Here is a 23,789-nt window from a genome sequence, read left to right on the forward strand (position 1 = left end):
TGGCTGATCGTGCCGAGAACAGGTGCGCGGGCGGCCACCCGTGGCTGGCCGCCCGCGCTCTGCCTGGCTCAGAACTGGGTGTCGGACTTCTTCATCCGCAAGGTGGCGATCTGGGTCGGTGTCTTCTTCTGCCGGCTGATGTCCGACATCGTCCACAGCACGTCGACCACCTCCCAGACCTCGTTCTGCTCGCTGTTCGGCGCGCTCTCGTGGTGACGGACACGCAGGTTGATCTTCTCCCCGACGCGCGGGACCGCGACGACGGGACCGCCGCCTTCCATCCCGTCCGGGTGCAGCAACGGCGTCTCGGGGCTGACCAGGGTCGTGTCGTCCCGAAGCAGGTTCCCTTCCTCGTCGACGGGCAGGTAGTTGAGCAGCAATTCCACAGGCGCGGTCAAGCCGGATTCCCTCCTGTACGACAACAGCGCAGAGTCCAACGTGATCGGATCGCTCGCGGTTCCCTGCCCCCGGCCGCCGGCGACCCGGCGGCGCCGGTCACGCCAAACGCGTGCGCGGCAGGCGGCTGCGCTTCAGCCGGAGCCGTTTCGGCCGGTGGTCGCTGGCGGCCCGGACACGGTCGTTGTCCAGCACGGTGACCTCGGCGATCGCCTCGGCCTCGACGATGTTCCTGGTGACGCGCGTGTGGTCGAGGTCGCGGTCGGGGTACGGGTCGACCTTGTGGTAGCCCGTGGTCGGGGCGAACGGCAGCCGGAGCACCGCGGAGGGGTCGGACAGCCCGCCATCCCAGATCACGTCACCGGGGGTGCGGTCGGACTTCGGGATCGGCTTGCCGGTCGTCGGGTCCAGCTCGCGCGGATAAGCCTGCTGGTAGATCATGTCGTCGAACCACTCCTGGCCCTCCAACGGGTCGTCGGCGTGGTATTTCCACGACCCGTCCGGCTGTCGGATCTTGTCCCCGGTGGTGCCGTTGGAGTCGGTGCCGAGCACGCCGGGCAAGACCACCTCGGCCAGGGCGCCGGTCAGTCCGCGGTTCGGCCGGGTCATGATGCTGGCCCAGCGCTTCCCCTCGCTGAAGCTCTGCGGGAAACCCCACGGTGTCGCGTGGCCCGAGGCGAACTGCATCAGCAGGTCGTCGCCGAGATCGAGGACGACGTAGGCCACGCCGTGGAAGAACACGTCCTTGGTGTAGATCCGTCGGGTGCCCGGCAGTGCGGAGATCCGCGCGGCGGGGTCCCACATCACGCCGACGCCGAATCCGCGGCCGCCGGGGTCGAACACCGGATCTTCCACGATCTCGCCGGGTTTGCCGACCATGCACTCCATCTCGAGCCGGTCGGCGAGGCGGTGGAACGCCTCGGCGTTGCCGACCTCCTGCACCAGCCACACGTGGCAGGGCAGGTCGTTCTTCATGATCTGCACCTGCACGTCGTATCGGTCGTCCTCGCCCGGCCGGTTCGGGTACATCCCGTGTTCCCACAGGTTGTAGGTGCCGACCAGCAGGTCGTCCTCGTCGACGTCGCCGATCCGGTCGCTCATGCCACAGACTCCTGGTTCACGTTGTTGGCCAGCGGGAAGGTGTGCACGGGGGTCCAGCGGAACAGGCACTGCTCGGGAACCTGCTCGACGTCGACCAGGTGCACGGCGTCCACGGTCATCGGCGCGTGGCTCGGCCGCACGCGCCGCAGTGCCCGCCCGACCGGGTCGGTCTCCTGCTCGCCGTGGGCGTAGGCCAGGGCCATGTGCGCCGGCCGCGTGTCGTAGGTGGCCGCGTCGGGCCCGCACACCGCCGTGATCGCCGTCCGCGCCCGTTCGACCAGGTCGTCGAACGGTGGGTCGTCGTGCAGGTCGGCGACCACGCCCGTGCCGTAGGCCAGCACCGAGCCGACCTGCGTGGTGAACGCCGGCGCGGTGGCGAACGCCGCGGCCAGCTCGGCGATGAGCGCCTGGCGGGCCTGCGGCGACACGGGCTCGTCGGCCCCGAGGCCGATGGGTTGCACCGTGACGTGCAGGCAATCGTCCGGGACCGGCCGGTCGATCGCCGCGAACTCGGTGAACACGTCCCGGCATCCGGCGATGAGCGCGGCGAGCTCGTGGTCCCGGCTCAGGTCTGGCAGGACGTAGAGCTGGAGCACACGCTGCCCCGGCGGCCACAAGCGATCAGGATTGAAGAACGGCTTCACCGGTAGAGGCTCCCCACCATCTAGTGCTGGAACAGGATGAACACCACGAACGCGTCGTGGTCGCTAGTCGGTGCGCAGGGTGATCCGCCGCAGTTCTTCCCACCGGTAGCCGCCGTGCTCGCGGTCCGGGCGCATGTTCACCACGGCCAATTCCTCGATCCGCCAGTTCACGCGCCGGCGAATGTGGTGCAGCCCGGTGAGGTCCACCTGGGCGGCGGCGGTGCTGTACGCGATCGGCAGCGTGGGTCGCCACCAGGCGTGGATCGGCTCCGGCCGCGGTTCCCGCCACGATTCGCACCGTGACACCAGCTCGCGGATCGGCTCGTCGGGCCACAGGTCGAGCTGGACGCCTTCGTCATCGGTCGTGGCTGGCCCCGCCGCGACCTCGAACGCCGGTTGCTCGGCGAGATGGGCTTCCAGGTCATCGAGCACCCTCGCCCGTGCTTCGTCGAACAGTTCCTCCCGTGCGGCGGACACCAGCGGCAGCGCTGTCCAGTTCCACAACGTCGGCACGTTCGGCCCGGCGGGGAACGCCCGCCAGTCCTCCTTGGCGGGTTGCGGTGGCAGCGGGGCGCCGCGCAGCTCTTCCTCCAGCGCGCAGTACCGGTCCCATCGCACGTTGTGCCAGTCCCAAGGAGCACCGTCCACCGGTGCGCGCAGCGTGGTCAGCAGGGCGGTCAGCGACTCGCCCGCCCGCTCGGGATGCCGCGCGGCGATCCGCTCGGCGAGCCGCTCGTCCATGTCGGGCACGCTGGGTTCCAGAACGCCGCTCCGGTCCTCCCAGAGGCGGACGTGCAGCCACCTCGGCGACACGGGCACCAACGCGGGCTGGTCGGCGAGGACCGGCGAGTACTGCTCGACGAGGTCGCGCACCTCCGCGCTCGGCAGGGCGACCACGAACGCGATGTCCTCCTTGCCGAAGTGTGACCATCCGGTCGGGATCGCGAAATGATCGCCAACGCGGACGCGGGGGTTGCCGACCCTGTTCAGGGTTTCCGCGTCCAGGGGCAGCTCGTACTGCCCGCGCGTGGTCGGCGACCACACGACCTGGTATTCGCGCCAGCGATTGGTTGGGACGGCGGCCTCCGCGGCTTCCCGGGTACGCCAGGCCAGCTGATGTGACCCGGAGGTCGGCGTGGCCGAGTACGGGGCGTAGGGCGTGAGCCATCGCAGCGACTCGTGCTCCTCCTGCCCGAGCACTTCGATGATCCAGCCGCCCGGCCAGAGCGGATGCGGCTCGGTGACCAGCCGCGCCTGCTCCAGGATTTGCCGGTTGATCTCCTTCACCTGGGCTTCCAGCCCATCGAGATAGCGACCCTCGGATGACATTTCGTCGCTGCTGAGGGCGTGGGTCAGCAGTTCGGATGAGTCGGCGATCTTCGCCCGGAGCGGAACCAGCTCGGCACGGAGCTGGGCGACACGCTCGACCACCGCCTCGACGGTGCTAGCAGGGGCGATTCCGGAATCCGACATGCCGCAATCCTGGCAGGGCACCATGATCGGCGCGAGGTTCATTCCCCGAATGGCGACCGGCGGTGAAGCGCCTCCTCGGCGGTGGTCACTCGAATTTCGGCATCTCGCTGCTCGACGGCTTCCCGGGCCCAGCGGGCCAGGACCTCGAGCATGCTCAGCCGCTGCGGGATCGTCGTCACCGTGGCCAGCAGCGCCTCCGTGGTGGCACGGTCATCGGCTCGCTCGGCGACCAGCAGCCGGTAGCCCAGTGCCGCGGTCCAGTCCATGTCGTCGTCATCGTGCGTCGGCGTCGGGTCGATCTCGTCCAGCCGTGCCGTGCTGGCCGGCTGGCCGTCGGGACCCAGCCGCACCATCTGCATGTCCGGGGCGATGGTGACGGCGGAGTCCTGGGCGAGGAACGTCTGCAAGGCCCGAATCCCGAGCAGCAGCTCGTTCGCGTCGAGGCGGCCGGCCTGGATGAGGCTCCACAGGTGCAGCAGTGGACCTTTCCGCCGTTCCTCGTCGAGGCAGCGCGCGAGCACGATCTCCTTGACCACCGAGTCCTCGACGTCGTGGCCCAGGCCGACAAGGCCGGCCGCCGTGCGCATGACATCGGTGGCCTCGACCAGGATGACGTGGCTGGCCGGGCACGTGGCCAAGGCGACCCGCAGTGCGTAGGCGACGCCGGTGCTGACGTCGATCGCCCACGGCTCGTCGTGCTCGGCTCGCTGGGCACGCAACCCCTCGGCCAGGTCCACCTCGGACGCGCCCGCGCCCCACTCGTTCCACAAGCGGTCGAGCACCGCCATGCCGTTGTCGGTCGCTTCTTCCGGGGCCAGTACGAGCGGGGCGGGGTGCGGCGCGAACTCCGCCGCCCGCAACGCCCACCACACCACCGTCGTGGCCCAGGACTCCGCGGTGCCGTGTCGGCCGAGCGCATCCCACGTTCCTTGCCGGGACGCGAAGAACGCGCCGGGCAGCTGCGGATGCGGCGTCAAGCGGTCGAGCGCGCCGATCGTGGTCATGGCGATGGTGCCCCACAGGGCCTGCTCGGCGGTGTCGTCGGTAGCCACGGCGGTCACCGTAGCGTGACGTCCTCGATCACGACCGTGAGCTCCTGCTGCGCCCGAGCCGTCCTTCGCTAGGGTCTACGGAGATCCGGATCGAGGGGGAAGCGCAGATGACAGCAGCCGCCACGCCACGCCACCCCGGTGCGTGGGGCCCTGCCGGAGATGGCTGCTGACCAGCCGATTGTTCCGGACTACCTGAGCAAGCCGGGAGCGTTGCAGCGGCTGAGGATCTTCGTCATCGCCTCGCAGATCGTGCTGAACCACCTCGACTGCGTCGAGAACGGGCTGGCCGACCTGCCGCCGGGATGGCCGGAGACGGACGCCGCCGAGGCCGAAGGGCACCACGACGTCGCGGCGCCGGCGAACCCGCACGCGCGGGACACGGTGCGGCTCCTGGCCCGGGTCCCCCGCAACTGGACGCCGCTGCTCGTCGAGGACATCGACCAGTTCGGTCGTGAAATGCTCGACAAAGCGTTCTTCCCCAACGGAATCCGCGCCGGGAAGGTCCGCAACGACGCTGATATCGCCCCCGATGTTGCCGAGTGGGGACGCGGTTCCCGGCAAGTCATCGCGATGATGTGCCCGCCCCGCCGGTGGCGCGACGCGCACACCGCGCTCGACAAACGCCACGAAGGTTCCGGCGAATTCACCCGCCAGGAAATGGAAGCGTCACGGGCACGTATCGACTCATTCTCGTTGCAGCACCCGGTAGCGGCGATTCATGCCGCGGCCGCGCAAGTGGCCTGGCTGTCGTTGCAGCCCAAAGTGGTCCCCGACTGGACGGCACGGCGCACCGAGATCGCCGTGAAAATGGACGAGATGAAACACAAGATCGAGAAGCACCAGTCCCGATCCTGAGCTCCATTCCCGCGGCTCGGATCGGGCCGCGAAGGTCTCAGCCCTTCCGCTTCTTCTTCCGCTTGGCCCGCCGCTCCCGCTCCGCCGTGCGCCGAGCTGCCTGCTCCTCCGGGGTTGTGGTGCGGCCCTGGGCGCGGGCCTCCTGGCGCAGCGCGGTGGCGCGTTCGGTGCGGGTGTCGGCGATCCGCTGAACCTGCGCGGCGGCGTTGGAATCGGTGCCTGCGTCGAAGGCCGCGGCCAGCAGCCGGTCCGCCTCGTCGAGCGGCTTCTTCGGTGGCGGAACCTGGTTGGCCGCGGTTCGATCGACTAGCTCGCGCAGTGTCTCGCGGGCTTGCGACATCTCCTCGTCGGACAAGTCCAGTGCGGAACGGGTCCGGTCGCCGCGGTCGAGGTAGGCGACGACCTTCGCCAGCTCGGCGCGGATGCGCTGGGGCTGGTTCTGCGCGTGCATCCCCATCCAGCCGCTGTAGGCGGCCATCAGGTACAGATCGCTCTCGATGTCCCGGGTCGGATCGGGATGCAGGTCGGCAGGCCCCTCCTCCTGGAGTTTCATCAGGACCGGCGTGTAGGCGGCGAACGCCTGGTGACGATGTTCCTCCGGCACGACCCGGTTGATAATGCTCTGCATGCCGGGGATCAGGGTGCTGGTCCGGACCGTGACCGTGCGGCGCAGCCGCGCGAACCAGACCTGCCCCAGCTCCTCGATGATCCCGCGGGCCAGGCGCTGACCGCGGGGACCGTACTGGGCGACCGCGGTCGTCGCGTCCCGGAACGTCGGTGCGCTGTGGGTGAGCACGCCGTGCAGCATCCGCATCGCGAATGCCTCCACCGCGGCCATGTCCTCGATGTCCAGCTCCGGTGCGTCGGCGGGCACGGAATCGAGCGCGTCCTCGTTGTCGACGATCATGCCGATGGCGCTCATGATCTTGCGTTCCAGCTCGAGGGCCTGCGCGGCGGTGGGAACGGCGCCGTTGTGCTCCCGCAGATGGTGCGCGGCGATCTCGACAACCGCGTTGTGGGTGGATGTGCGCTCAGCCGGATCGGCGGGCACACCGATGAAGTCCTCGCCATGGAAAAGAGCCACGATCAGATCGAGTGCGTCCTGGTCGGGGGCCCGGCCGCCCTCGGTCGTCGGCTGGGGAGCTGTCGCCAGCGTCGCGATCGTCTCGTCGATCTCGCCCAGCAGCTCGTCGCGGATTCGGGTCGGCACTCCTTCATGGACCTGGGGCTGCTCGGCCATCCACGCGATCAGCGTCGCGGCGGCGTGCACGGTGGGCGGGCCGGCCACATCCTTGCTGTACCAGGAATGCTCGGGCACCGGGTCGCCGGCCGCGATCGCGGCGCTGACCGCCGCCTCGTGCGCGTCGAGCACGTCGACCTGGCCCAGGACCTGGTTGCGCAGGGCCTCGGGAACCAGCTTCTCCACGACCGCGCGGTGGCCGGCGCTCTGCTGCTCCGGCGTCCACATCTCGGCGCCGTGGAACCCGAGGGCGATCTGGACCCAGCCGCGGTGCAGCGTCGCCACCTCGCGCACGGCCACGCGCCACCGGTCTGACACGCTGGTGGCCGACTCGATCTGCGTGACCAGCTCCTGCGCGGCGGCGGGGTCCTCATCCAGGTAGGCCAGCACCGTCTGCTGCGCCCACAACCTCACCTGCGTCTCGATCATGTCCACCACGCCGGACAGCTTCCCACGGGCGCTTCTTCGATCGACGTCGTCGCTGCCGGATTCATCGCCGTCGGGCCTTCTTGCCGTGCCCTTTTCGGGCGGCCAGCTTCTCGGCACGGCGCCGTTCGGTGTCGGTCATCCCGTCCGACTGGAGACCGGGCAGGTTGGCCATGCCCGGTGCGCCGGCGAACACCCGGTCCATCGCGTGCAGCATGATCCGGTCGGAGTCCGGAGTGCGTTTCGGGTGGCTGAGCAGGTGCGCCTTGGCGGCGGCCACCAGATTTACCTCGATCAGGGTGCGCCGGTCGGGATCTCGGTTCACCGCGGCCTCGCCGCCTCGGCCGAGCAGGTCGTCCAGGAAGGCGAGGGCTTGCTCGTCGCTGATCTTGCCGACGCGTTGTGCGGACGGCACGCCTTCCGCGGTGGCGGTGGCGTCCCGGATCTGCTCGACGATCATGGTGCGCGTGAGTTCCGTGGCGCGGAAGGCATTCGTGTCGCCGCCCAGCCAGGCCGCGACCGCGGCCGCGACGAACAGGTCGGCGATCCCGGGTTCGTCCTCCGGCAGCGGAACCGCGTCGAGCGGACGGTCCTCGGCGGGCAGCCGCTTGTCGACCACGGCGATCGCGGCAGCTTGGTGCTCCTCCGGTACCAGTTCGGTGATCAGCGCCCGAACGCCGCGCGCTGTCGAGGCGTAGGTGTACGGGTTCTGCTCGGCGTTGCGGAGGACGGCATCGAGGAAGTCCGTCGCCAGCCGCGTCGCTTCCGTCACGGGGAACGAGAACCGGCCGCCCGGCCATTTCCCGGCGTAGGGGTTGTCGGCGTTCTCCGGCCGATCGTCGTAGGTGGCGATCTCCTGGGCATGCCCGGCCACGCCGGCCGAGTCGCCGTCGAGGAAGCTCAGCACGAGCGAGAACGCCGCGGCCGACAAGCTCCCGAGGCGTTTCCGGATCGCCGGAGGCATGATCCCGGTAAGCGCGTCCGGCCCGGCGGGGGGACTGGCTGCTGGTCGCGCGTCCGGCGTCGCCGGCACCGGGGTGGCTTGCCCGCGCCGCTGGCCCACCGTCGGGCCCACTCCGGGTTTCGCGGTGCCCATCGCGGCGACGAAGTGCCCCATCACCACGGTCTGGGCGCCCTTGATCACGCTGTGCCATTCCTCGCGCCGGGCCCGGTCGCCGGCCAGCGTCGTGACGCCGCGGAAGGCACGCCGTCCCGGATCGTCGGCAGCCGGTGCGGGGCCGGCGCCGTCCACGATGCTGCGCGTGATCCGCATCGGGTCGAGCTGGGGATTGAGCAGCGTGGCCAGCGGCACGTCGCCGGGGTCGATCCCGCTGCCGGTGGCCTCGCCCGCGATGGCGTAAGCCAGGACCGCGGTCAGCTGTTCGGCCAGCCCGTCGACGCCCCTGCCTTGCAGGTTCGGGCGCGACGCACGGAACGAGGTCACCAGGCCGTCTGCGTCTCCGAAGGCCCGTGCCCACGGCGTCCACGGCATGTCGGGCTTCGTGTTGTCGCTGCTCACCGGAATGATGTTCCTCTCCGCAATCGAGAGACCCAGCTTAGTGACGGTGCGGTGCGTCGTTCGCGAGCCAGGCCGTGATGATCGGGGGAACGCCGCGCAGGTCGTCGGCGGCGCCGATGCGATCCGGCCCGGCGGGCCACTGCTCGGGCGGGGGCGCGGGACGCTGGCGGGTGTTGACGTACACCGCTCGGCACCCGGCGAAGGCCGCGCCGCGGATGTCGTTGGCGAACTGGTCGCCGAGGTGTACCAGCTCGCCGACCGAACAACCGTGGTCGGCGGCGATGGCTTGCCAGAGACGGAAATCCGGCTTGCGCAGCCGCATTCCGTAGCTGGTGTAGATCCGTGAAACCTGCGGCAGCTGTGCCTGGAGATCGGCCATGCGTCCCGGGCCCGAGGTGACCGGAATATTCGACAGAACGACGATCGGCGCGATCGCGGCGAGGTCGTCGAGTACGGCGGAGGCGTACGGGTAGGCGGTGAACTCGCCGGGCGGCCACGCGTCCGGCCACAAGGCGCGGTCGATCAGCAGCGACGCGCACAGGTCGGTGATGTGCTCCTCGGTCAGCTCGGGTGTTCGGTGCAGCACCCGCCGGGATTCCTCGGCGACCACCGCCTTCGGCAGCGGCGACAGCTCGGCCAGCCGGTCCGCGGTGCCGGGCGAGAACACGCCGAGCGTGTGCCCGGCGTCGGCCACGATCAGACGAATCACGCCGCACATAGTCGCAGGAACCACCGGTCGATTCGCGCGTCGCCGCCGCGGCTTGCTGACGTGGGTATTCCGGGCCGGTTAGCGTATCGGCATGAGGAGGATTCTCGTGCGGCATCGTGAACGCCCAGACGTCGCGCTGTTCGACATCCTGCGCCTGGCCGGTGATCGGGAATCCCCGCCCGAAGGGGATGCGGCGGTGACGGTCGCGAAGAAGATCCAGCACGCGATCGGGAAGGCCATCGGCTACAACATGCCCCCCGACGTCTTCCAGCTTCTGGTCCAGGCCGGGCAGAGCTGCGAAAAGCTCGTGATTTACGGCTGGTGCCAGGACGACACCCAGGGCGAGCACTGCGCGCAGTCCGTTCAGACGTTCCTCGCCGAACTCGAGGAGGTCCGCGCGCGCCTCGTGGCGGCCGACCCGGCACTGCCCCACGATCCGTACCCGGTCGCCACCGCCCTGCACACCGAGCTGCTGTGTCTGCGCCGCCACGAAGGGGAGCTCGGCGTCGACCCGATCGACGAGGCCCGCGCGCTGATCGCCTGGTGCCGCGCCGCGCCGGTCAGCAGCCCGGCCGGACTCGGCCGGCTCGTCGACCAGCTGGTCACCGCCGGGGACAAGCTGGTCGCCCAGTGGCCGGTCACGCCCGACCGGCCGGGCCTGGACACCTACCTGACCTTCCACGATGCCGTGCGTGCCTTTGAATCCGTCGCCGAGAAGGTCCGCCAGGAACTCCGCGATCTGCATCCCCGGCTTCGGGCCTGGCCAGTAGACCGGTGAGGTTCCGGCAGGTGACCCGAAGGTCGGCGCGGGCCCTGCTGCTCGACGACGACGCCCGGCTGGTCCTGATCAAACGGACGAAGGTCGGCCAGCCGCCGTACTGGACCGCGCCCGGCGGTGGTGTCGAGCCCGGTGAGTACCCCGTCGACGCGCTGGGCCGCGAGCTGGGTGAGGAACTGGGCGCGGCCGCGTGGATCGGCGGCCGGGTGCTGCTGATCTCCACGCCCTCCGACACCGGGGAAACCGTGTCCGTACAGGAGATTTTCGTTGCCCGGCTCGACACGCTGCGGCCCGCGGCCCGGACCGGCGCCGAGTGGAGAGACCCGTCCCGGGGCGGCTACGAGGTGGAACGCCACGACATCACCGGCATCGGGGACATCGACGTGAAGCCCGCGGTGCTGCGCGATTTCGTCGTGGCCAACGCCGACGCCCTGGTTGCCGAGGCCGCCCTGCTGCGCTGACCTCGGCAGCCACCAACTCGGCCGCGGCCGCCGCGGTGGTGTTCACCAGCTCCGTTCGCGGCCGAGCAGACCGCAGGCTCCGAACACCACGCACTCGGCCACGGCGACGGCGTCGACCGTGCGGGCCTGGCGTTCCAGCTCGTCGAGCCGGTCGGCCAGGTCGCCGGTGTCCAGCGGCACGGTGAGTTCGGTGGAAGCGTGGGCCTCGCAGCCTCGGCGCACCCCGCAGCTGTGCACGTGCAGCACCGCCGGCGGCCCCGCCTCGACGCCGAGCCCCAGGGGCTCGATGCCGCACTCGAGGTGGTAGTTCGGGGTCCGGCCGCCGAAACTGGCGGTGTAGAGCCATTTCTCGCCCAGCTCTTCGTCGTCGCTCAGCCGCGACGTCCAGCCGCCGCGGCCGCGCAGCATCGCCCGCACTCGCAGGTCCAGCTCCGCGCGCTCAGGCCGCAGGTACCGCTCGGCGTAGGCGGCGTCGGCCAGCGCGTCCGGATCGTCGACGTCGAAGGTCATCCGGTGAGTGGATCACACGGAGTCGCCGTGCTCTCCCGGAAAACCGGGAGACACCGTGCGCCGGTGTCGAGTAGTGCGACGAGGTCGTAGCGTTCGGCGGGCAACCTCGGCAGCAGTTCGGTCACCGCGGCGTGCTGGGCGCGCACGTCGCTTTCCGGCACGACCCGGGACCGCAATCGCTGCTGCGCGAGGCACCGCTCCAGGCTGGGCAGGACGACCAGGGCGATCGTGGGCAGCCGGTGCGCGGCGGCGATCCGCCGGACCGCGGCGCGGCGCTCGAGCTGGCGGTGGGTGCCGTCGACGACGGCACCGCGCCCGCCGGTGCAGCACCGTCCGAGCCGGGCATGCGCGCGGGCCACCGCCGCCGCGCCGACGATCCGGCCGTCGGCCTGTTCGCGGTCGTAGGACACGATCTCCAGATTCGGGTGCCGGGCGGCCAGCTCTCGCGCCATCGTGCTCTTCCCGCTCCCGGCCGGGCCGACCATCAGCACCACGACCGGCTCGTCGAGCAGGCTCTCCAGCGCCGGGTCGTCGAGCCGGACACCCGCGCGTACCGGGGATCTCGTCATGATCGTCATCATGGCGGCACTCTCCCGCGGTGATGTCGCGCTTATGTCGCACCGCGCGGCCCGCTCGTGGCGGAACTGGGCGTTGTCCTCGGCCACCAGGAGCGCGTGCCCGTTCTCGATGTCACCCGGTCGGGCTGGTCCCCGCCGCGGTCTGCGTGTGAAGGTCCTGGGCGTGGTCGATCCAGTGGTTGCGGATGCTGGGCTCGAGCTGGTTCCACTGGCGCACCGGCAAATGCAGCCGCTGACCGGCGGACTGTTCGGCGATGTCGTTGGCCCACGCGGACATGGCCGTGCTCAGGATCTCGGGTTCGACGGTGTCGAGGTCTCGGGGCGTCTCGTCGGTGATGTTGCGTCCGCGTGCGGCGTCCGCCACGGCCTTGTCCATGATCGCCTCGGAGATCGGGTACGCGGCCAGGATGTCGTCTTCGGTCAGGATCTTTTCGGCGAGGATGGACGTGATGACCTCGGTGAGCACGATGGTGCTCCAGTCGCCGGGCATGGTCGTGTCCGCGGCTCCCTCGACGGCCAGGCGGAGCTTGATCAGCGCCCCGGCGCGCACGCTGTCGGTGATCGGCTGGGTGTGCCAGGTTCGGGTGCCGCCGAGGGTTTGTTCGTAGCGCTTCTTCGCGCCTTGTCGACTGACGCCGAAGAACTTGCCGATGTCGCCCCAGGTGACGTCGCGGTCCTTGAGCGTTTCGATCACCAGCCGCTCGGTGGCGTTGAGGACCAGGCGCTCGTCGGGGATGACTTTCAGTGCGGTCCAGAGGTCGTCGAGGTCGACGTCGTCCAGCCGCGGCAAGCCGAGCGCGTCCAGCGCCGGCCGTGCCGCCGGTGAGGCGTCGAGCACGGTCATGAGACCCGTGAGGGCTTCGCCGGCGGACGGCCCGGCGTCGCGTGGCCGCCGGGGGGCGAATCGGGCGAGTTGAGCGAGCGCTTCCGCGGACTCAGGTTCATCCATGATGCAACCATAAGTTACGGTCTCGCTTAGGGCAACTAGTGGTTACGCATGGACTGAGGTAACCGGGAGTTGCGCACTAAAGATCGTCCGGACGTGGCGGTCGGGCCTTCTCGAGCCCGGATTTTCTGCGTCGTGGGTGGTGAAACTGCCTGTTCAGGGCGTTTCCGGGGGTGCATCCTGGCGGATGAGTCGTACCCTGAAGGCGTGCCCCGCGCGGGGTGCGGCGCCCTACCTCCCCCTTTGGGGCGCTGCGGGCAGCGACCCCCAGGCTGCCCTCACCGCGCGGGGTTTCTTCGTTCCTGGGTCAGATCGGCTGGTTCGCCTGGGCGGCTGCCGCCGCGGCCGCGTGCTGCTCGGCCAGCTCGAACCGGTCGGCGCGGGGTGCCGGACCGTCGTCGCGGTGATCGCCGTCGAGACAGTCCGGGCGGACCCATTCACGGGCGAGCCGGTCGCTGAACCCCGGCCGCCACTGGTGCAGCCAGTACTGGGCGTCGCGCTCGCTGGCCTCCGGCCCGATGTTGGCCGCCCGCCAGCTGTAGGCGAGCGAGGCGACCTCCATCGCCAGGCCGGGATGCTGGCGCCAGCAGGGCGGGATCGGCCGGGCGCGGCCGCCGTCGACGCCGACGAAGGTCAGGTTGAACCAGGCCACGAAGTTCTCGACGGTGAACCGCGGGTCCTCGTCGCCGTCGGGGTCGTCCTCGGCGGCGGCCGGCGGGGTGAACCACACCCACGCGGCCGGCGCGGTCGGGTCCTCCTCCTCGTCGTTCTTGGCCTCGTCCGCGGCCTTCTTCGCCAGCTGGTTGACCTTGCCTTCGACTCGCCGCAGGTTCTGCGCGAGCGTCCCGATGATCTCGGTCAGGGCCTTGATCTGCGCGTCCCGAGCGTCCCCGGTCCCGCCTCCCGCGGGCGTTGCCGGTCCGGTCACGGCGTGAACCTCCTCGGCTGCTGCGCGCCGGCCGGGGCGGTCAGCACGGGCGCCGTGGCGAACCCGTTCGGGCTGATCGGGACCTGCCCGTCGCGCACGGCCTGGACGTGCTCGCGGATGACCTTCCAGTCGGGGCGGTTCCGCACGTCGAGGGTGCGCGCAAGGATCGGGTCGAGGTGGCGGTGGATCACCAGGACCCGGCCGCGGCGGATCTTCCGGACGGCACCGGGCCGGTAGACGGGTACCGTCTCCACGCCCACCGACGTCCTGGCCGGGCCGAGCATCCCGTCGTTGTGCTCCTGGTAGCGGCGCCGCTCGTAGTGGCCGGTCAGCATCGAGACCCACTCGAGGGTCGTGCGGTCCTTGATTCCGCCCCACACGCTCAGCGTGGTCGTGTTGTCCAGCAGCTGCCGGGTCCGCTGCGGGGTGAACGTGTTCTCCAGCGCCGCCACCGACTGCGCGCCCCAGTGGATCAGCACGCCGCGCCCTGCGGAGTCGGAGACGATGTCGGGGATCTGCGGCACGGGGGTCGCGTTCGTGAGCTCGTCCAGAATCGCGGTGGCGGGCGGGTCGAGGCGGCGGTGCGGGGCGTGCAGCGCCATCTCTTGCGCGGTGGTCAGCCAGTGCTCGACCAGCGCGGTCAGGATCGGCGCCGCCTGCGCGGCCTGGTGCTGCCCGGCGACCAGGTACAGCGACCCGTGCTGGGCGATCATCGCCGCCACGTCGAGGTCGTTGCCCGGCACCGGCGAGCACAACCGGCGGATCTGCGGGTCCATGAACGGCTCGATGACCCTCCGAACGCTCATCCACACCGCGTCGGAGGTCTCGGCGACCATCCCGATCTCCGCCCGCAGGTTGCGGGCGTGCTCGACGAACCCGGCCTGCTGGAGCAGCTTGACCGGCTCCTGGTCGACCGGTTTGCTCATCGCCCACCGCACCAGGTCGTCGACGCTGCGGTGGTAGACGGCTGCGGCGATGAAGTAGGACTGGAGCACGACTTTCGCCCGGTCCCGGAACACCTTGTCGTTGCCGCCCACGGTGCTCAGCCCGACCGAGGCGGCCTCGACCATCGTGTGCGCCCGGCGGAAGGCGACCGTGGTGTCCTCGCAGCCCTGCATCGGCAGCCACTGCACCTGCGCCGGCCACGGCACCGCGCCGGTGACGTCGGCGACCATCACCGGCCCGGCCTGGTGGCGCGCGGCGCGCAGCAGCCCGCTGAACTCCAGCAGGTCCGGCTTGGTCGTCGAGCACAGCAACGCGCCGGGCGCCGCGATCGCCTTGTGCACCAGGTCCCGCCGGCTCTTCCCGCTCTGCGTCGGCGCGAGCGTCCCGGTCGGGTTCTCCAGCGGCGTGCACATCGGCTGCCGCTGCGGGGTCAGGTGCAGCGGCGCGGCGACTTCTTCCAGCGGCGCCCGCTGGGCCTGCGCCCGCGGCAGTCCCGGCCGGGTCCATTCCGCGGTGCGCCGCGCCGCGACCAGCGACAGTTCCTCGCGGATGTCCTCGCGGCTGGCGTGCCCGGCCTGCACCGGCCCGAACCGCCGCCACGTCGGCATCGCCACCGCCAGCACCAGCCCGGTGCCCGCCGCCAGCAGCAGCACGGTGATCGTCCAGTACCAGCCGGCCTGTCCTTCCAGGGCGCCCGCCCACGGCCGGCCCAGGGCCGCGCCGGGGGAACCGGGATGGCCCAGGACCCCGAACACCCCGGACAGCCAGGTGTCGACGCCGGGCATCGCCCAGGGCCCGCCGAGCAGCGCGGTGGTCACCGCGGCGCCGAGCATCAGGGCGGCGGCGATCGCGGCGAGCACGCCGAGCAGCGCGACGAACAGGCCCATCAGGGCCAGGTCGCGGTCGGCAGTCGGGGAATTCCTCATGCCCGCGGGTCACCACCCGGGGGTGGTTGTCCGGTGTCGCCGGTCGCGACCCGCCGGATGGCCACCACCTTGGGCGCCCAGGAATCCAGGGTCGTCAGGATGACCCCGTGGTCCTCGTCGAAGGCGTCGACCATGTAGCCGTTGCCGACGAACATGCCGACGTGTCCGGGGTTGGCCGGGGTGCCGTCGGCGCCGGGGATGAACACGAGATCCCCGGGCTGGACCTGGGACAGAGAGCCGACGGCGACGCCGTCGTGGACCTGGGTGGCGGTGGAGCGCGAGATCGCGACGCCGGCGTGCGCCCAGGACGCTTGCATCAGGCCGGAGCAGTCGAACGCGTCCGGGCCTTCCGCGCCCCACACGTACCGTTTCCCCAGCTGCGCCAGCGCGTAGCGCACCGCAGCATTGAGCCGCGGGTCCTGCGGGAACACGAAGTTGTCCGGCAGCTTCTTCGGGTCGAGCTTGCCGTCGTCCTGGAGCTTGCCGCGGCCCTTGTCCGGGCAGCCGCCGGCGGCGTAGTCGACCTGCTGCACCGGCAGCGTTCCCGGCGGCGGCGGGGTGGGATTGTCCGGCCCCTGCCAGTATTTCTCGGCCAGCGCGGCCGCCGCCGGTTCGCGCGGGGCGTACCGGTCGGGGAACCCGGAGCGTTGCACTTCCTGCTCGGCGATGCCGGGCGGCATGGTCTGCCAGCCGGGCACCGCGATGAGGTGGTCGTAGAACTTCCCGGCCGCGTAGACGGGGTTGAGGATGTCCTCCGGGCTGCCCCACCCTTGGCTGGGCCGCTGCTGGAACAGCCCGAGCGAATCCCGGTCGCCGTAGTTGAGGTTGCGCAGCTCCGACTCGACCATCGCGGTGGCCAGGCCCAGCACCGCGGCCCGCTTGGGCAGCTTGCGCTGCACGGCGACGGTGACGATGGTCTGGGCGTTGGCCAGCTGCTCGCCGGTGAACTTGGCGTCGCCGATCTGCTGGGTTCCGCCGCCCTTGCCGTAGTCGGCGAACTGGTAGGGCGAGCACTCGGCCGCGGCGGCCGTGGTGGCGCCGATGGCACCGGACTGCGCGGCCATCAGCACGGTGCCGACCAGCATCGCTGGAAGCACCACGACCATGTAGACGGCTGCGGCGACCCCGGCGAACAGCGGGCCCTTCAGCGCTGCGATCCCCACCGCGACCTACCCGGCCCGCCGGGCGCGCAGCTGCGCGTTGGTGTCGAAGATCCGCCGCTCGGTGCGGGAAAGCACCGTCTGGACCTTGTATCCGGGGTTGTTCTCGATCTTCCACAGCGCCCGGCCGGTGCGCTCCATCGCCCAGCCGGTGGTGACGTCCTGCTCGCGCTCGGACAGCGCGAAGTCCTCCGCGAGCTCGTCGGCCACCCGCGTGGACTGTCCAAAAAGGATTCGTGTGCTACACAACGCCAGGAGGTCCTTGGCGATGGCTACTTCCTGGGACCCGGCCGCGCCGACCGACAACGGGTCGGAGGGCTTGTGCATCACCAGAATCTGGATCTTGCGTTCGGCGCGCGAGAGCCGCAGGTCGGAGTCGACGGCCTGCACCGCGCGCAGCCCGAGCCGCATCTGCCGCCACACCTCGTCGCGCACGACGATGCGGATCTCGCCGTCGTCCTGGAGGTCGGTGACCATCGAGGACCACGAGCCCAGGCAGGTCAGCGCGACGGCGATGGCCTGGTCCCCGCGCGAGCGCAGCAGCGACAGGTCCATCGACTGCACCGGGGCGTCCCAGTCCAGCTCGAAGTTCGTTTCCTCGTCGAACAGCCCCGCCAGCGGGCCGGTGATGAGGTTGCCCAGGGCGTCGGTGATCGGGCGCAGGGTGTCGAGGAACTGGCGGCGGCCGGCGAACCTCGTGGCCTCCCACAGCGCGTCGTCGGGCTCGGCCAGCTCGCGCTGCACGTCGGGGATGGTCACCGGGCGCAGCTGGGTGTAGCCGTCGTCGACGCCGACCAGCCGCCGCAGCACCGCCGAGAGCACCGCCTCGTCGGTCACGGTGGGCCGGTAGCCCTGCGCTTCGGCGAGCGCGACCAGCAGCTTCACCCAGCGGCCCAGCACGCCGGCGAGCTCTTCGCGCTGCCGGGTCACCGTCCAGCCGCCCCACCGGCTGCGCAGCGGCCCGAGATCCAGGGCGTTCAGGCGAGCGGAGCTGCCGCGACCCAGCGCGATCGGCGTGATCCCCAGCGCCCGCAACAACGGGCTGTACTCGCCTTTGACGTCGCCGGAGATCAACGTCTTGATGCCGAAGAGCATCATCCGCAGCAGGAACGCGACGACCGTGCTGCTCTTGCCTCGTCCCGGTTCGCCGAAGATGACGAGATTCGGGTTGGTCGCCAGCCCGCGCAGCACCCACTCGATGGGGTGGGCGTAGAACGCGCCGCCGCTCAAGGTGTCGTAGCCGATGCGGGCGCCGACCGCCGGGATGCCGTTCGCCGCCAGCAGCGGGAACAAGCCGCCGATCTCGCTGGTCGCGGCCTGGTAGACCGCCATCGGCGCCTCGACCGGTGACCAGCCCTCACCGGGGCGGGCGCGGCCGCGGCGCGGCGCGAGCGCCCGGTTGACCCGGTCGCGGTCGCCGCGGCGCTGCCGTTGCTCACGGGGCTTGGTGGCCGGAGGTGCGCCGAAGTCGCCGAGCAGTTCCGCCGCGCTGCGCTCGTGGGAATTCCGCCAGCTCACAGCAGCCCTCCCCGCAGCCGGGGCAGGCCGATCCCGACCGGCAGCACCGCGACGACGAACGTCGAGTCCTGGGCCAAATCCAGCCGTAGCAAACGGAATCGGCCGGACGCGTCGTTCTCCAGCCGCGCGGCGTGGTCCTCGACGTTCCAGCTGGAGGGCACGGTCACCGAGGCGGCGACGGCGAAGCGGACCACCGAGTGGCCGGCCGCGACGGCGCGTTCCTGGGCGCGGGCGCCGCTGGCCTCGCGCTCGTCCATCGCCGTGGTGTTGAAGCCCTTGCGGGACTTCCAGTCGGTGACCACGTTGGAGCGGAACCGGTTGCCTTGCACCGCGCGGTGCGCGCGGCGGGAATCCATGACCTCGTAGTGGATCGCCAGCGTCCGCCGCTCCCCCGCGGTGCGCACCGCCAGCAGCGGGCCCAGCGACCCGAACACCGTGCCCGCCTCCGGCATCAAGGCGGTGTAGGAGACGGTGGTGAACCCGTCGTGGGTGTAGGCCCGGGGGCTCGGCGCGGGCGCCGCGGTCGGCCCGGCCGCCGCCTTCTCCAGCCCGCGGCCGCCGGTGCCGCGTTCGTGGGCGGTGGCCAGCACCGCGCGGGCCGCCGGGTTGAACCCGGTCCGCAGGGCCTCAGCCATGCCCGGCCCGTCCAGCCACTCCACGGTCCGCGCCCCGAGCGCCTTGAGCGGGTCCTCCAGGCCGTCGAGCACCCGGTACAGCGCCAGCGCGCGTCCGTCGACGCCGCCGCCGGCGGCCGCGGCGGGCTTGCGCAGCTTGTCCTCCGGCCCGGACACGGTCACGAACACCTCGTGCCGGACCGAGACGTTGCCGATGGTGCGGTCCAGCTCGTCGGTGGCTTGGCGGGCGAGCCGGGGCGCGTCGCCGACTTCGTTGTCGCCGCGCCACACCTCGTACTCGGTGCCGTCGTCGGGGACGGTGCGCACGAGCAGGCTCATCCGGTCGATGACCTCGCGGTGCCCCAGCGACAGCAGCAGGTTGCCCAGGCGGCTGGCCAGCCGTTCACACTGCTGGTCCGAGAGCATCCCGACCCCGGAGTGGGTCAGGCGCGCGGTGGCTCCCCACCGGCCGTCGCCGGTGTCGTGGATCAGGCACACCCGCCCGGCGTCCTTGAACTGCGGACCGTCGGGGAAGGCGACGCGCTGGAGCACGCCGGGCAGGTCCGGCTCGTCCGGGTCGACCGATGCGCCGGCGGCGGCCTTGGATTGCCAGCGCGACCAGCCGAACGCGATCCCGACCTGGAACAGCACCAGGTGGCCCAGCCAGCGGAACGCCGGGCGTCCGCGGACCGGGACGATCACGAGCGCGCCGATCGACCCGCAGATCAGCATCATGATCGCCGCGTCGGTGAACCGGCCGTCGGAGATGTTCCACAGCACCGGGACCGCGAGCAGGATGCAGACCAGGGCCTGCATCGGGGTCAGGCCCATGATCCAGCCGGCGTGTTCGCGCCGGTTGAGTCCCCGGTAGATCCGAGGCGTCGTCATACGATCACCGCCGCTTCTTCTGCTTCGGCCGCGGCTCCCCCGCCGCCACCGGACGTGGGCCCACCGCCACCGCCGCCACCGCCGCCGTCGTGCGGTGAGGGCGGGCCGCCGCTGCCGGGACCGGGCGGCTCGGGCGGGGGCGGATCGCCTCCGCCGCCGTCGCCGCCAGAGCTGTCGTCGCCGTAGGAGCCGGACGGGCCGCTGCTGGTGCTGGAGGACACGACCGACCCGGAGTTCGCGGGCGGGAGCGCGCCGCCACCGCCACCGCTGCTGCTGCCGCCCCCATCGGTGTCAGCGCCCGGGTCGCCGCTGGGAGCTCCGCTGTCGGTGTCGGAGTCCTGATCGTCGGAGGAGGACTGGCCGACGCCGGACTCGTCCATGGAGTTCTCGGCGTGATCGGCGACCGCCTCGTCGAACCGGCCGGTGTTGGCGTCCTCGATCGCCCCGCCACCACCGCTGCCCCCGACGGCGCCGGCGGCCATCATCGCCGGGTTGTTCGCGCCGTAGGAGTCGACGCCGATCCCGGACAGCGCGTCGCGGAACGCCGCGCCCGCATCCGAGTTGGGGTCGACGAACGCGAACAACCGGAACAACACGAACGGGCAGAACAAGCTGATGATCAGCACGCCGACCCCGGCGAGCAGCCCGTTGAGGCCCTGGGCGCCGCCGGCGATCGCCACGCCCAGCACCAGCGCGAGGGCGAGTACCGGTTTCATGGCGATGCAGGCCAAAATCCAGCGGCAGGTCCGCCAGAACCAGTGGGCGGTGATGTTGGCGAGCAGTCCGGCCGCGACGATCGGCACGGTGCCCACGAGGACGTAGATCGCCGCCTCGCGGAACAGCATCTCGAGGATGTAGCCGATCGCTGCGGGGATCACCCCGATGAAGGCGCAGATCCCCAGCACGATGGCCTTGATGCCGTTGATGGCGCCTTCGCCGAAGGTGGTGTGGTTGAGCGCGTCGGAGAAGTTCTTGCTCTGCAACCCGTAGTTGAGGATGCCGTCGGTCAGCGCGTCGACGCCGGCGAGGAACGCCGCGACCATGCCGACGGTCACCGCCAGGGCGATGCCGTACTGGAACGGCCCGCCGACCAGCCGCATGAACCCCCGGCCGCCGCGCAGGTTGGTGATGGTCAGCTGCCAGAAGAACAAGCCCAGGGCCAGGACGCCGCTGATCCACAGCATCATCGGCCAGAGGATCGAGATCGGGCCGCTGGTCGTGCTGACGGTGAACACCGAGAACTGGTCGGCGATGGAGAACGCGCCGCGCAGGACGAACAGGCTGGCGTCCCAGATCGCCTGCATGGCGGCCTCGAACGCCGAGGCGATCATGCTCTTGATCGAGTCGCCGATCGCGTCGCCGATGTCGTCGAAAGGCCACATCGGTTCAGCCCCCGCTCAGCTCGCGGTAGCCGGCCTTCACCGCGTCAGCGCTGCCCGGCCACGCGCTCGGCGCGGGCGCGGCCATCGCGCCGGAGGCGATGCGCCACTCCGATCCGGTCCAGCGCATGGCCTGGCAGTCGCCGATGCCGACGCTGACGACCTGTCCGTTGACGCCCACGGAGAACTGCCCCAGTACGCAGACCACGGTGTAGTGGCCGCCGGAGGTCACGCCCTTGATCTGGCCGTGCGTGACCTGGTAGGTGGCCGACAGCCCGGTGACCGAGCCGGTCGCGGGCAGCTGCGCCCGCGACCGCAGGCTGGTCAGCAGCGACGCCAGCCCGGTCGAGCCGGGATCAGGCGCTCCGGGTTCGGCGAGCTCGCGGTAGCCGCGGGCGTAGACCTGCGGGTCCGCGGCCGTCATCGAGGTCTCATCGAGGACCTTGAGCTGCCCGAGCGCGCCTTCCGGGGTGCCGGGGAACCCGCCCGGTATCCAGCGGCCGGTCGTGATGGTCGGCTTAGGAACGGCGATCGCCGGGCCCGCCGTCGCGGTCGTCATGGCCTGGGGCTGCGCCGCCTGGGCGGGAAGCGCCACCATCGGCTGCGCGGCCAGCGCGTTCTCCTCGGCCGCGCCGCCGCTGCCCGCCGTCGTCGGGGTCGCGGTGGGCGGCGCGGTGACGGCCGGGGCACGCGACGGCGGTGCAGGCGCGGTGACGTAGTGCGCGATCACCACGGCCACCGCGCCGCCGATCAGCACGAACGCGGCGACCAGGACGGCGGTCAGGGTCAGCCCGGCCCGCTTGCGGGCCCGGGTGTCGCTCGCCGGGGTTTCGGCCATCACTGGCTCCCGGCGAAGTGGTTGATCAGCTGCCAGCCGATGCCGTAGAGCAGGCCGCCGCCGATGGCGCAGAGCATCATGATCAAGCCGATGCGGCCCGCGCGGTGATGGTCGATCCAGCGCCCGCCCGCCCACACCACGAGGCCGGCGAAAAAGCCGACCAGCAAGGCGATCCCGGCGGCCCACTTCACGTTGCCGACCACGCCCAGGATCTCGTTGGCACCGGGCGGCGCGGACGGTCCCGGGTTGGGGATCTGAGCCAGGAAAAGGACGGTCTCGAAGTGCTCGATCATGAGCGCCCCCTCGTACTTGACCGCCTGCTCTTGCCGGCGGTGTCAGGCAGCAGCCCCCAGCGGCGCAGCACCGGCGTGATCGCCTGCCGCAGCCGGGCCGGGGTGACCGCGGCGGTGACCCCGGCCGCGGCGAGTTCGGAATCGAGCGGCAGGAACACCGCGTCGGGCAGCAGGGCGGCGACCCGCCGTCCGGCCGCACCGGCGACGCCGTCGGGCCAGCGCTTGGCGCCGGCCACGACCAGCTGCGCGGGCCCGGTGGCCGCGGCGCAGGAGATCCAGTGCTCGAGCCGGGCGAGTACCTGTTCGGCGTGCAGCAGCGACGGGCGGCTGGGCCGCACGACCAGCAGCGGGCGGGGCTGCGGGGTGCCGCGGCGAAGCCACGCCCCCGCGCCCGAGAGCGGATGCGCGGTGATGCGCCACGGGTCGTGACCGAGGTCGACCACGGTGGCGTCCAGCTGCTGCACCGGCGGCCGCCAGAACCTCGGCGGCGGCACCATGCCCGGCGCGAGCACCGGCAGCTCGGTCTCCAGCCGCGCCACCAGGGCCTGGGCTCGCCAGGAATAGCGGATGTGCACCCGCGGGTGCGGGTGGGCCAGCCACGGTCCCTGCGAGCGGGCCACGGCGGCGAGGCCGGATCGTGGTGGGTCGGCCGGGTCGACCAGCAGCACGCGGCGCTGCTCGAGCTGGAGGACGTCGGCCACCACCGCGGCCAGCACCGAGGCGCCGGCGCCGGGCGAGCCGGCCAGCACCGGGACCACCGTCCCGAAGCCGCTCCAGTCCACCGGAGTGGTGGCCGCGGGCGGCAGGCCCTGCCGCTGGAGCGCCGCGGCGGCGGCCGCGACCTCGATGGTCGCCGCGTGCGCGGCGCCACCGGGCGGGCCGGGGGCGCCGCCGTCGAGGGCTTGCTCGGCGCGCGCGGCGGTCGTGGCAGCCTCGGCGGCCGCGGCGAGCATCCCCGCTTCCACGGCGGCGTCGACGTCGGCGGCGGGAAGGTGTGCCCACGTTCGCCGGGCGGCCTGCGCGAGCTCGGCCTCGAGGGTGCGCAAGCCCTCGGGTTCGGCTGGTTCGGCGGCCGGCCCGGCGAGTGGCATCGGTGGCCCACCTGGGGGCGGAGTGGTGCTCACCGGTGTCGTGGAGTTCGTATCCGCCGGCGACGTCGCCGCGGCGGGCCGGGGTGGTGGAGCACACGGCCGTTGGGTGAGCCCGGCCGTGTGCTCCATGCGCGCCGGCGAGGTGGTGCTCGCCGGCGGGTGGTCGTGCTGCCCCGGGGCCTCGACCGGGGCCGGTGCCGCAGTGGTCTCCGCCGCGCGGTTTTCGGCGCCGGCATCGAAGGGCACCGCGCCCGCGAGGCGGCGGAACGCGTTGTGCCCCAAGGGTTCGCTGTTCACGGCGGCCATGTCATTCTCCCTCCTGCGTGCGCCGCTGGTGCCCTGGCCGTGCCTGATCGAGGGCGCGCTGAACTACGCCCGCGACCCGCGTGGCTGGTGGGGGTTGCCGTGGCGCACCCGGCGCCGGGTGCACCCGCAACGTCCAGTCGCGGACGCCGGTGAGCGAGCGCGGCAGGAACGTCAGGCCGATCAGCCCGTAGTCCGGCTCGACCTCGACGATCTCG

At 71.6% G+C, this 23,789-nt stretch carries 24 protein-coding genes; 4 read left to right on the forward strand and 20 right to left on the reverse strand.

Annotated features, from left to right (window positions below; genetic code table 11):
* Positions 1-68 precede the first annotated feature (68 nt).
* The 5 genes from ACWEN0_RS42680 to ACWEN0_RS42700 form a co-directional block, all read right to left on the reverse strand.
* On the reverse strand, positions 69-398 hold the full coding sequence (locus ACWEN0_RS42680) for a hypothetical protein (RefSeq protein ID WP_451986516.1): 330 nt from the start codon (positions 396-398) through the stop codon (positions 69-71).
* 97 nt (positions 399-495) lie between these two features.
* Positions 496-1,497 carry a hypothetical protein gene (locus ACWEN0_RS42685; RefSeq protein ID WP_451986518.1) on the reverse strand — a complete coding sequence of 334 codons (1,002 nt, stop codon included), beginning with the start codon at positions 1,495-1,497 and terminating at the stop codon, positions 496-498.
* Complete coding sequence (locus ACWEN0_RS42690) at positions 1,494-2,141, reverse strand: 2'-5' RNA ligase family protein (RefSeq protein WP_451986520.1); 648 nt, start codon at positions 2,139-2,141, stop codon at positions 1,494-1,496. The genes ACWEN0_RS42685 and ACWEN0_RS42690 overlap by 4 nt, the downstream gene beginning before the upstream one ends.
* A gap of 63 nt (positions 2,142-2,204) precedes the next feature.
* Positions 2,205-3,656: a hypothetical protein gene (locus ACWEN0_RS42695; RefSeq protein ID WP_451986522.1), complete on the reverse strand. Its 1,452-nt coding sequence runs from the start codon at positions 3,654-3,656 to the stop codon at positions 2,205-2,207.
* Complete coding sequence (locus ACWEN0_RS42700) at positions 3,653-4,666, reverse strand: hypothetical protein (protein ID WP_451986524.1); 1,014 nt, start codon at positions 4,664-4,666, stop codon at positions 3,653-3,655. Before ACWEN0_RS42700 ends, ACWEN0_RS42695 begins: the two co-directional genes overlap by 4 nt.
* A 159-nt stretch (positions 4,667-4,825) precedes the next feature.
* On the opposite strand from ACWEN0_RS42700, the gene ACWEN0_RS42705 reads away from it, so the two are divergent.
* Positions 4,826-5,521: a hypothetical protein gene (locus ACWEN0_RS42705; RefSeq protein ID WP_451986526.1), complete on the forward strand. Its 696-nt coding sequence runs from the start codon at positions 4,826-4,828 to the stop codon at positions 5,519-5,521.
* A 37-nt stretch (positions 5,522-5,558) separates the two neighbouring features.
* On the opposite strand, the gene ACWEN0_RS42710 is transcribed toward ACWEN0_RS42705, so the two are convergent.
* The 3 genes from ACWEN0_RS42710 to ACWEN0_RS42720 are packed head-to-tail and all read right to left on the reverse strand — an operon-like array spanning position 5,559 to position 9,415.
* Complete coding sequence (locus tag ACWEN0_RS42710; protein ID WP_451986528.1) at positions 5,559-7,199, reverse strand: hypothetical protein; 1,641 nt, start codon at positions 7,197-7,199, stop codon at positions 5,559-5,561.
* 52 nt (positions 7,200-7,251) lie between these two features.
* Positions 7,252-8,706, reverse strand: a complete 1,455-nt coding sequence (locus tag ACWEN0_RS42715) for a hypothetical protein (protein WP_451986530.1) — start codon at positions 8,704-8,706, stop codon at positions 7,252-7,254.
* A gap of 37 nt (positions 8,707-8,743) precedes the next feature.
* Positions 8,744-9,415 carry an HAD family hydrolase gene (locus ACWEN0_RS42720; RefSeq protein ID WP_451986532.1) on the reverse strand — a complete coding sequence of 224 codons (672 nt, stop codon included), beginning with the start codon at positions 9,413-9,415 and terminating at the stop codon, positions 8,744-8,746.
* Positions 9,416-9,506: 91 nt separating this feature from the next.
* Between ACWEN0_RS42720 and ACWEN0_RS42725 the strand changes: the two genes are divergently transcribed.
* Positions 9,507-10,193, forward strand: coding sequence for a hypothetical protein (locus ACWEN0_RS42725; protein WP_451986534.1), 687 nt, complete (start codon positions 9,507-9,509; stop codon positions 10,191-10,193).
* Positions 10,194-10,204: 11 nt separating this feature from the next.
* Complete coding sequence (locus ACWEN0_RS42730) at positions 10,205-10,654, forward strand: NUDIX domain-containing protein (protein WP_451986536.1); 450 nt, start codon at positions 10,205-10,207, stop codon at positions 10,652-10,654.
* 42 nt (positions 10,655-10,696) lie between these two features.
* Here ACWEN0_RS42730 and ACWEN0_RS42735 read toward each other — a convergent pair whose 3' ends face one another.
* The 12 genes from ACWEN0_RS42735 to ACWEN0_RS42790 form a co-directional block, all read right to left on the reverse strand.
* Positions 10,697-11,164 carry a hypothetical protein gene (locus ACWEN0_RS42735; protein WP_451986538.1) on the reverse strand — a complete coding sequence of 156 codons (468 nt, stop codon included), beginning with the start codon at positions 11,162-11,164 and terminating at the stop codon, positions 10,697-10,699.
* Positions 11,161-11,733 (reverse strand): AAA family ATPase, encoded by a 573-nt coding sequence (locus ACWEN0_RS42740; RefSeq protein ID WP_451986540.1) that lies wholly within the window; start codon positions 11,731-11,733, stop codon positions 11,161-11,163. The genes ACWEN0_RS42735 and ACWEN0_RS42740 overlap by 4 nt, the downstream gene beginning before the upstream one ends.
* 121 nt (positions 11,734-11,854) lie before the next feature.
* Positions 11,855-12,691 (reverse strand): hypothetical protein, encoded by an 837-nt coding sequence (locus ACWEN0_RS42745; RefSeq protein WP_451986542.1) that lies wholly within the window; start codon positions 12,689-12,691, stop codon positions 11,855-11,857.
* Between the two features lie 304 nt (positions 12,692-12,995).
* On the reverse strand, positions 12,996-13,616 hold the full coding sequence (locus tag ACWEN0_RS42750; protein ID WP_451986544.1) for a hypothetical protein: 621 nt from the start codon (positions 13,614-13,616) through the stop codon (positions 12,996-12,998).
* Positions 13,613-15,487 (reverse strand): type IV secretory system conjugative DNA transfer family protein, encoded by a 1,875-nt coding sequence (locus tag ACWEN0_RS42755; protein ID WP_451986546.1) that lies wholly within the window; start codon positions 15,485-15,487, stop codon positions 13,613-13,615. Before ACWEN0_RS42755 ends, ACWEN0_RS42750 begins: the two co-directional genes overlap by 4 nt.
* The gene (locus ACWEN0_RS42760) at positions 15,484-16,650 is read right to left on the reverse strand and encodes a C40 family peptidase (RefSeq protein WP_451986548.1); all 1,167 of its coding nucleotides are present in this window, start codon (positions 16,648-16,650) and stop codon (positions 15,484-15,486) included. The genes ACWEN0_RS42755 and ACWEN0_RS42760 overlap by 4 nt, the downstream gene beginning before the upstream one ends.
* Positions 16,651-16,656: 6 nt before the next feature.
* Positions 16,657-18,165, reverse strand: a complete 1,509-nt coding sequence (locus ACWEN0_RS42765; protein WP_451986550.1) for an ATP-binding protein — start codon at positions 18,163-18,165, stop codon at positions 16,657-16,659.
* Positions 18,162-19,667, reverse strand: coding sequence for an SCO6880 family protein (locus ACWEN0_RS42770; RefSeq protein WP_451986552.1), 1,506 nt, complete (start codon positions 19,665-19,667; stop codon positions 18,162-18,164). The genes ACWEN0_RS42765 and ACWEN0_RS42770 overlap by 4 nt, the downstream gene beginning before the upstream one ends.
* Complete coding sequence (locus ACWEN0_RS42775) at positions 19,664-21,049, reverse strand: hypothetical protein (protein WP_451986554.1); 1,386 nt, start codon at positions 21,047-21,049, stop codon at positions 19,664-19,666. Before ACWEN0_RS42775 ends, ACWEN0_RS42770 begins: the two co-directional genes overlap by 4 nt.
* A 4-nt stretch (positions 21,050-21,053) precedes the next feature.
* Positions 21,054-21,884 (reverse strand): hypothetical protein, encoded by an 831-nt coding sequence (locus tag ACWEN0_RS42780; protein WP_451986556.1) that lies wholly within the window; start codon positions 21,882-21,884, stop codon positions 21,054-21,056.
* Positions 21,884-22,177, reverse strand: a complete 294-nt coding sequence (locus ACWEN0_RS42785) for a hypothetical protein (protein ID WP_451986558.1) — start codon at positions 22,175-22,177, stop codon at positions 21,884-21,886. The genes ACWEN0_RS42780 and ACWEN0_RS42785 overlap by 1 nt, the downstream gene beginning before the upstream one ends.
* Positions 22,174-23,574: a hypothetical protein gene (locus ACWEN0_RS42790; protein WP_451986560.1), complete on the reverse strand. Its 1,401-nt coding sequence runs from the start codon at positions 23,572-23,574 to the stop codon at positions 22,174-22,176. Before ACWEN0_RS42790 ends, ACWEN0_RS42785 begins: the two co-directional genes overlap by 4 nt.
* Between ACWEN0_RS42790 and ACWEN0_RS42795 the strand changes: the two genes are divergently transcribed.
* The coding region (locus ACWEN0_RS42795; protein WP_451986562.1) for a hypothetical protein at positions 23,573-23,789 on the forward strand (217 nt) is incomplete at its 3' end. The genes ACWEN0_RS42790 and ACWEN0_RS42795 overlap by 2 nt on opposite strands.

The sequence above is a fragment of the Amycolatopsis sp. NPDC004378 genome (genome assembly GCF_053602455.1).

Coding starts and splice junctions, on each gene's coding strand:
- ACWEN0_RS42780 (WP_451986556.1), bottom strand. CDS start 21,884: ATGGCCGAAACCCCGGCGAGCGACACCCGGGCCCGCAAGCGGGCCGGG.
- ACWEN0_RS42725 (WP_451986534.1), top strand. CDS start 9,507: ATGAGGAGGATTCTCGTGCGGCATCGTGAACGCCCAGACGTCGCGCTG.
- ACWEN0_RS42785 (WP_451986558.1), bottom strand. CDS start 22,177: ATGATCGAGCACTTCGAGACCGTCCTTTTCCTGGCTCAGATCCCCAAC.
- ACWEN0_RS42740 (WP_451986540.1), bottom strand. CDS start 11,733: ATGACGAGATCCCCGGTACGCGCGGGTGTCCGGCTCGACGACCCGGCG.
- ACWEN0_RS42695 (WP_451986522.1), bottom strand. CDS start 3,656: ATGAACCTCGCGCCGATCATGGTGCCCTGCCAGGATTGCGGCATGTCG.
- ACWEN0_RS42735 (WP_451986538.1), bottom strand. CDS start 11,164: ATGACCTTCGACGTCGACGATCCGGACGCGCTGGCCGACGCCGCCTAC.
- ACWEN0_RS42770 (WP_451986552.1), bottom strand. CDS start 19,667: ATGACGACGCCTCGGATCTACCGGGGACTCAACCGGCGCGAACACGCC.
- ACWEN0_RS42745 (WP_451986542.1), bottom strand. CDS start 12,691: ATGGATGAACCTGAGTCCGCGGAAGCGCTCGCTCAACTCGCCCGATTC.
- ACWEN0_RS42775 (WP_451986554.1), bottom strand. CDS start 21,049: ATGTGGCCTTTCGACGACATCGGCGACGCGATCGGCGACTCGATCAAG.
- ACWEN0_RS42705 (WP_451986526.1), top strand. CDS start 4,826: ATGGCTGCTGACCAGCCGATTGTTCCGGACTACCTGAGCAAGCCGGGA.
- ACWEN0_RS42755 (WP_451986546.1), bottom strand. CDS start 15,487: ATGAGGAATTCCCCGACTGCCGACCGCGACCTGGCCCTGATGGGCCTG.
- ACWEN0_RS42790 (WP_451986560.1), bottom strand. CDS start 23,574: ATGGCCGCCGTGAACAGCGAACCCTTGGGGCACAACGCGTTCCGCCGC.
- ACWEN0_RS42685 (WP_451986518.1), bottom strand. CDS start 1,497: ATGAGCGACCGGATCGGCGACGTCGACGAGGACGACCTGCTGGTCGGC.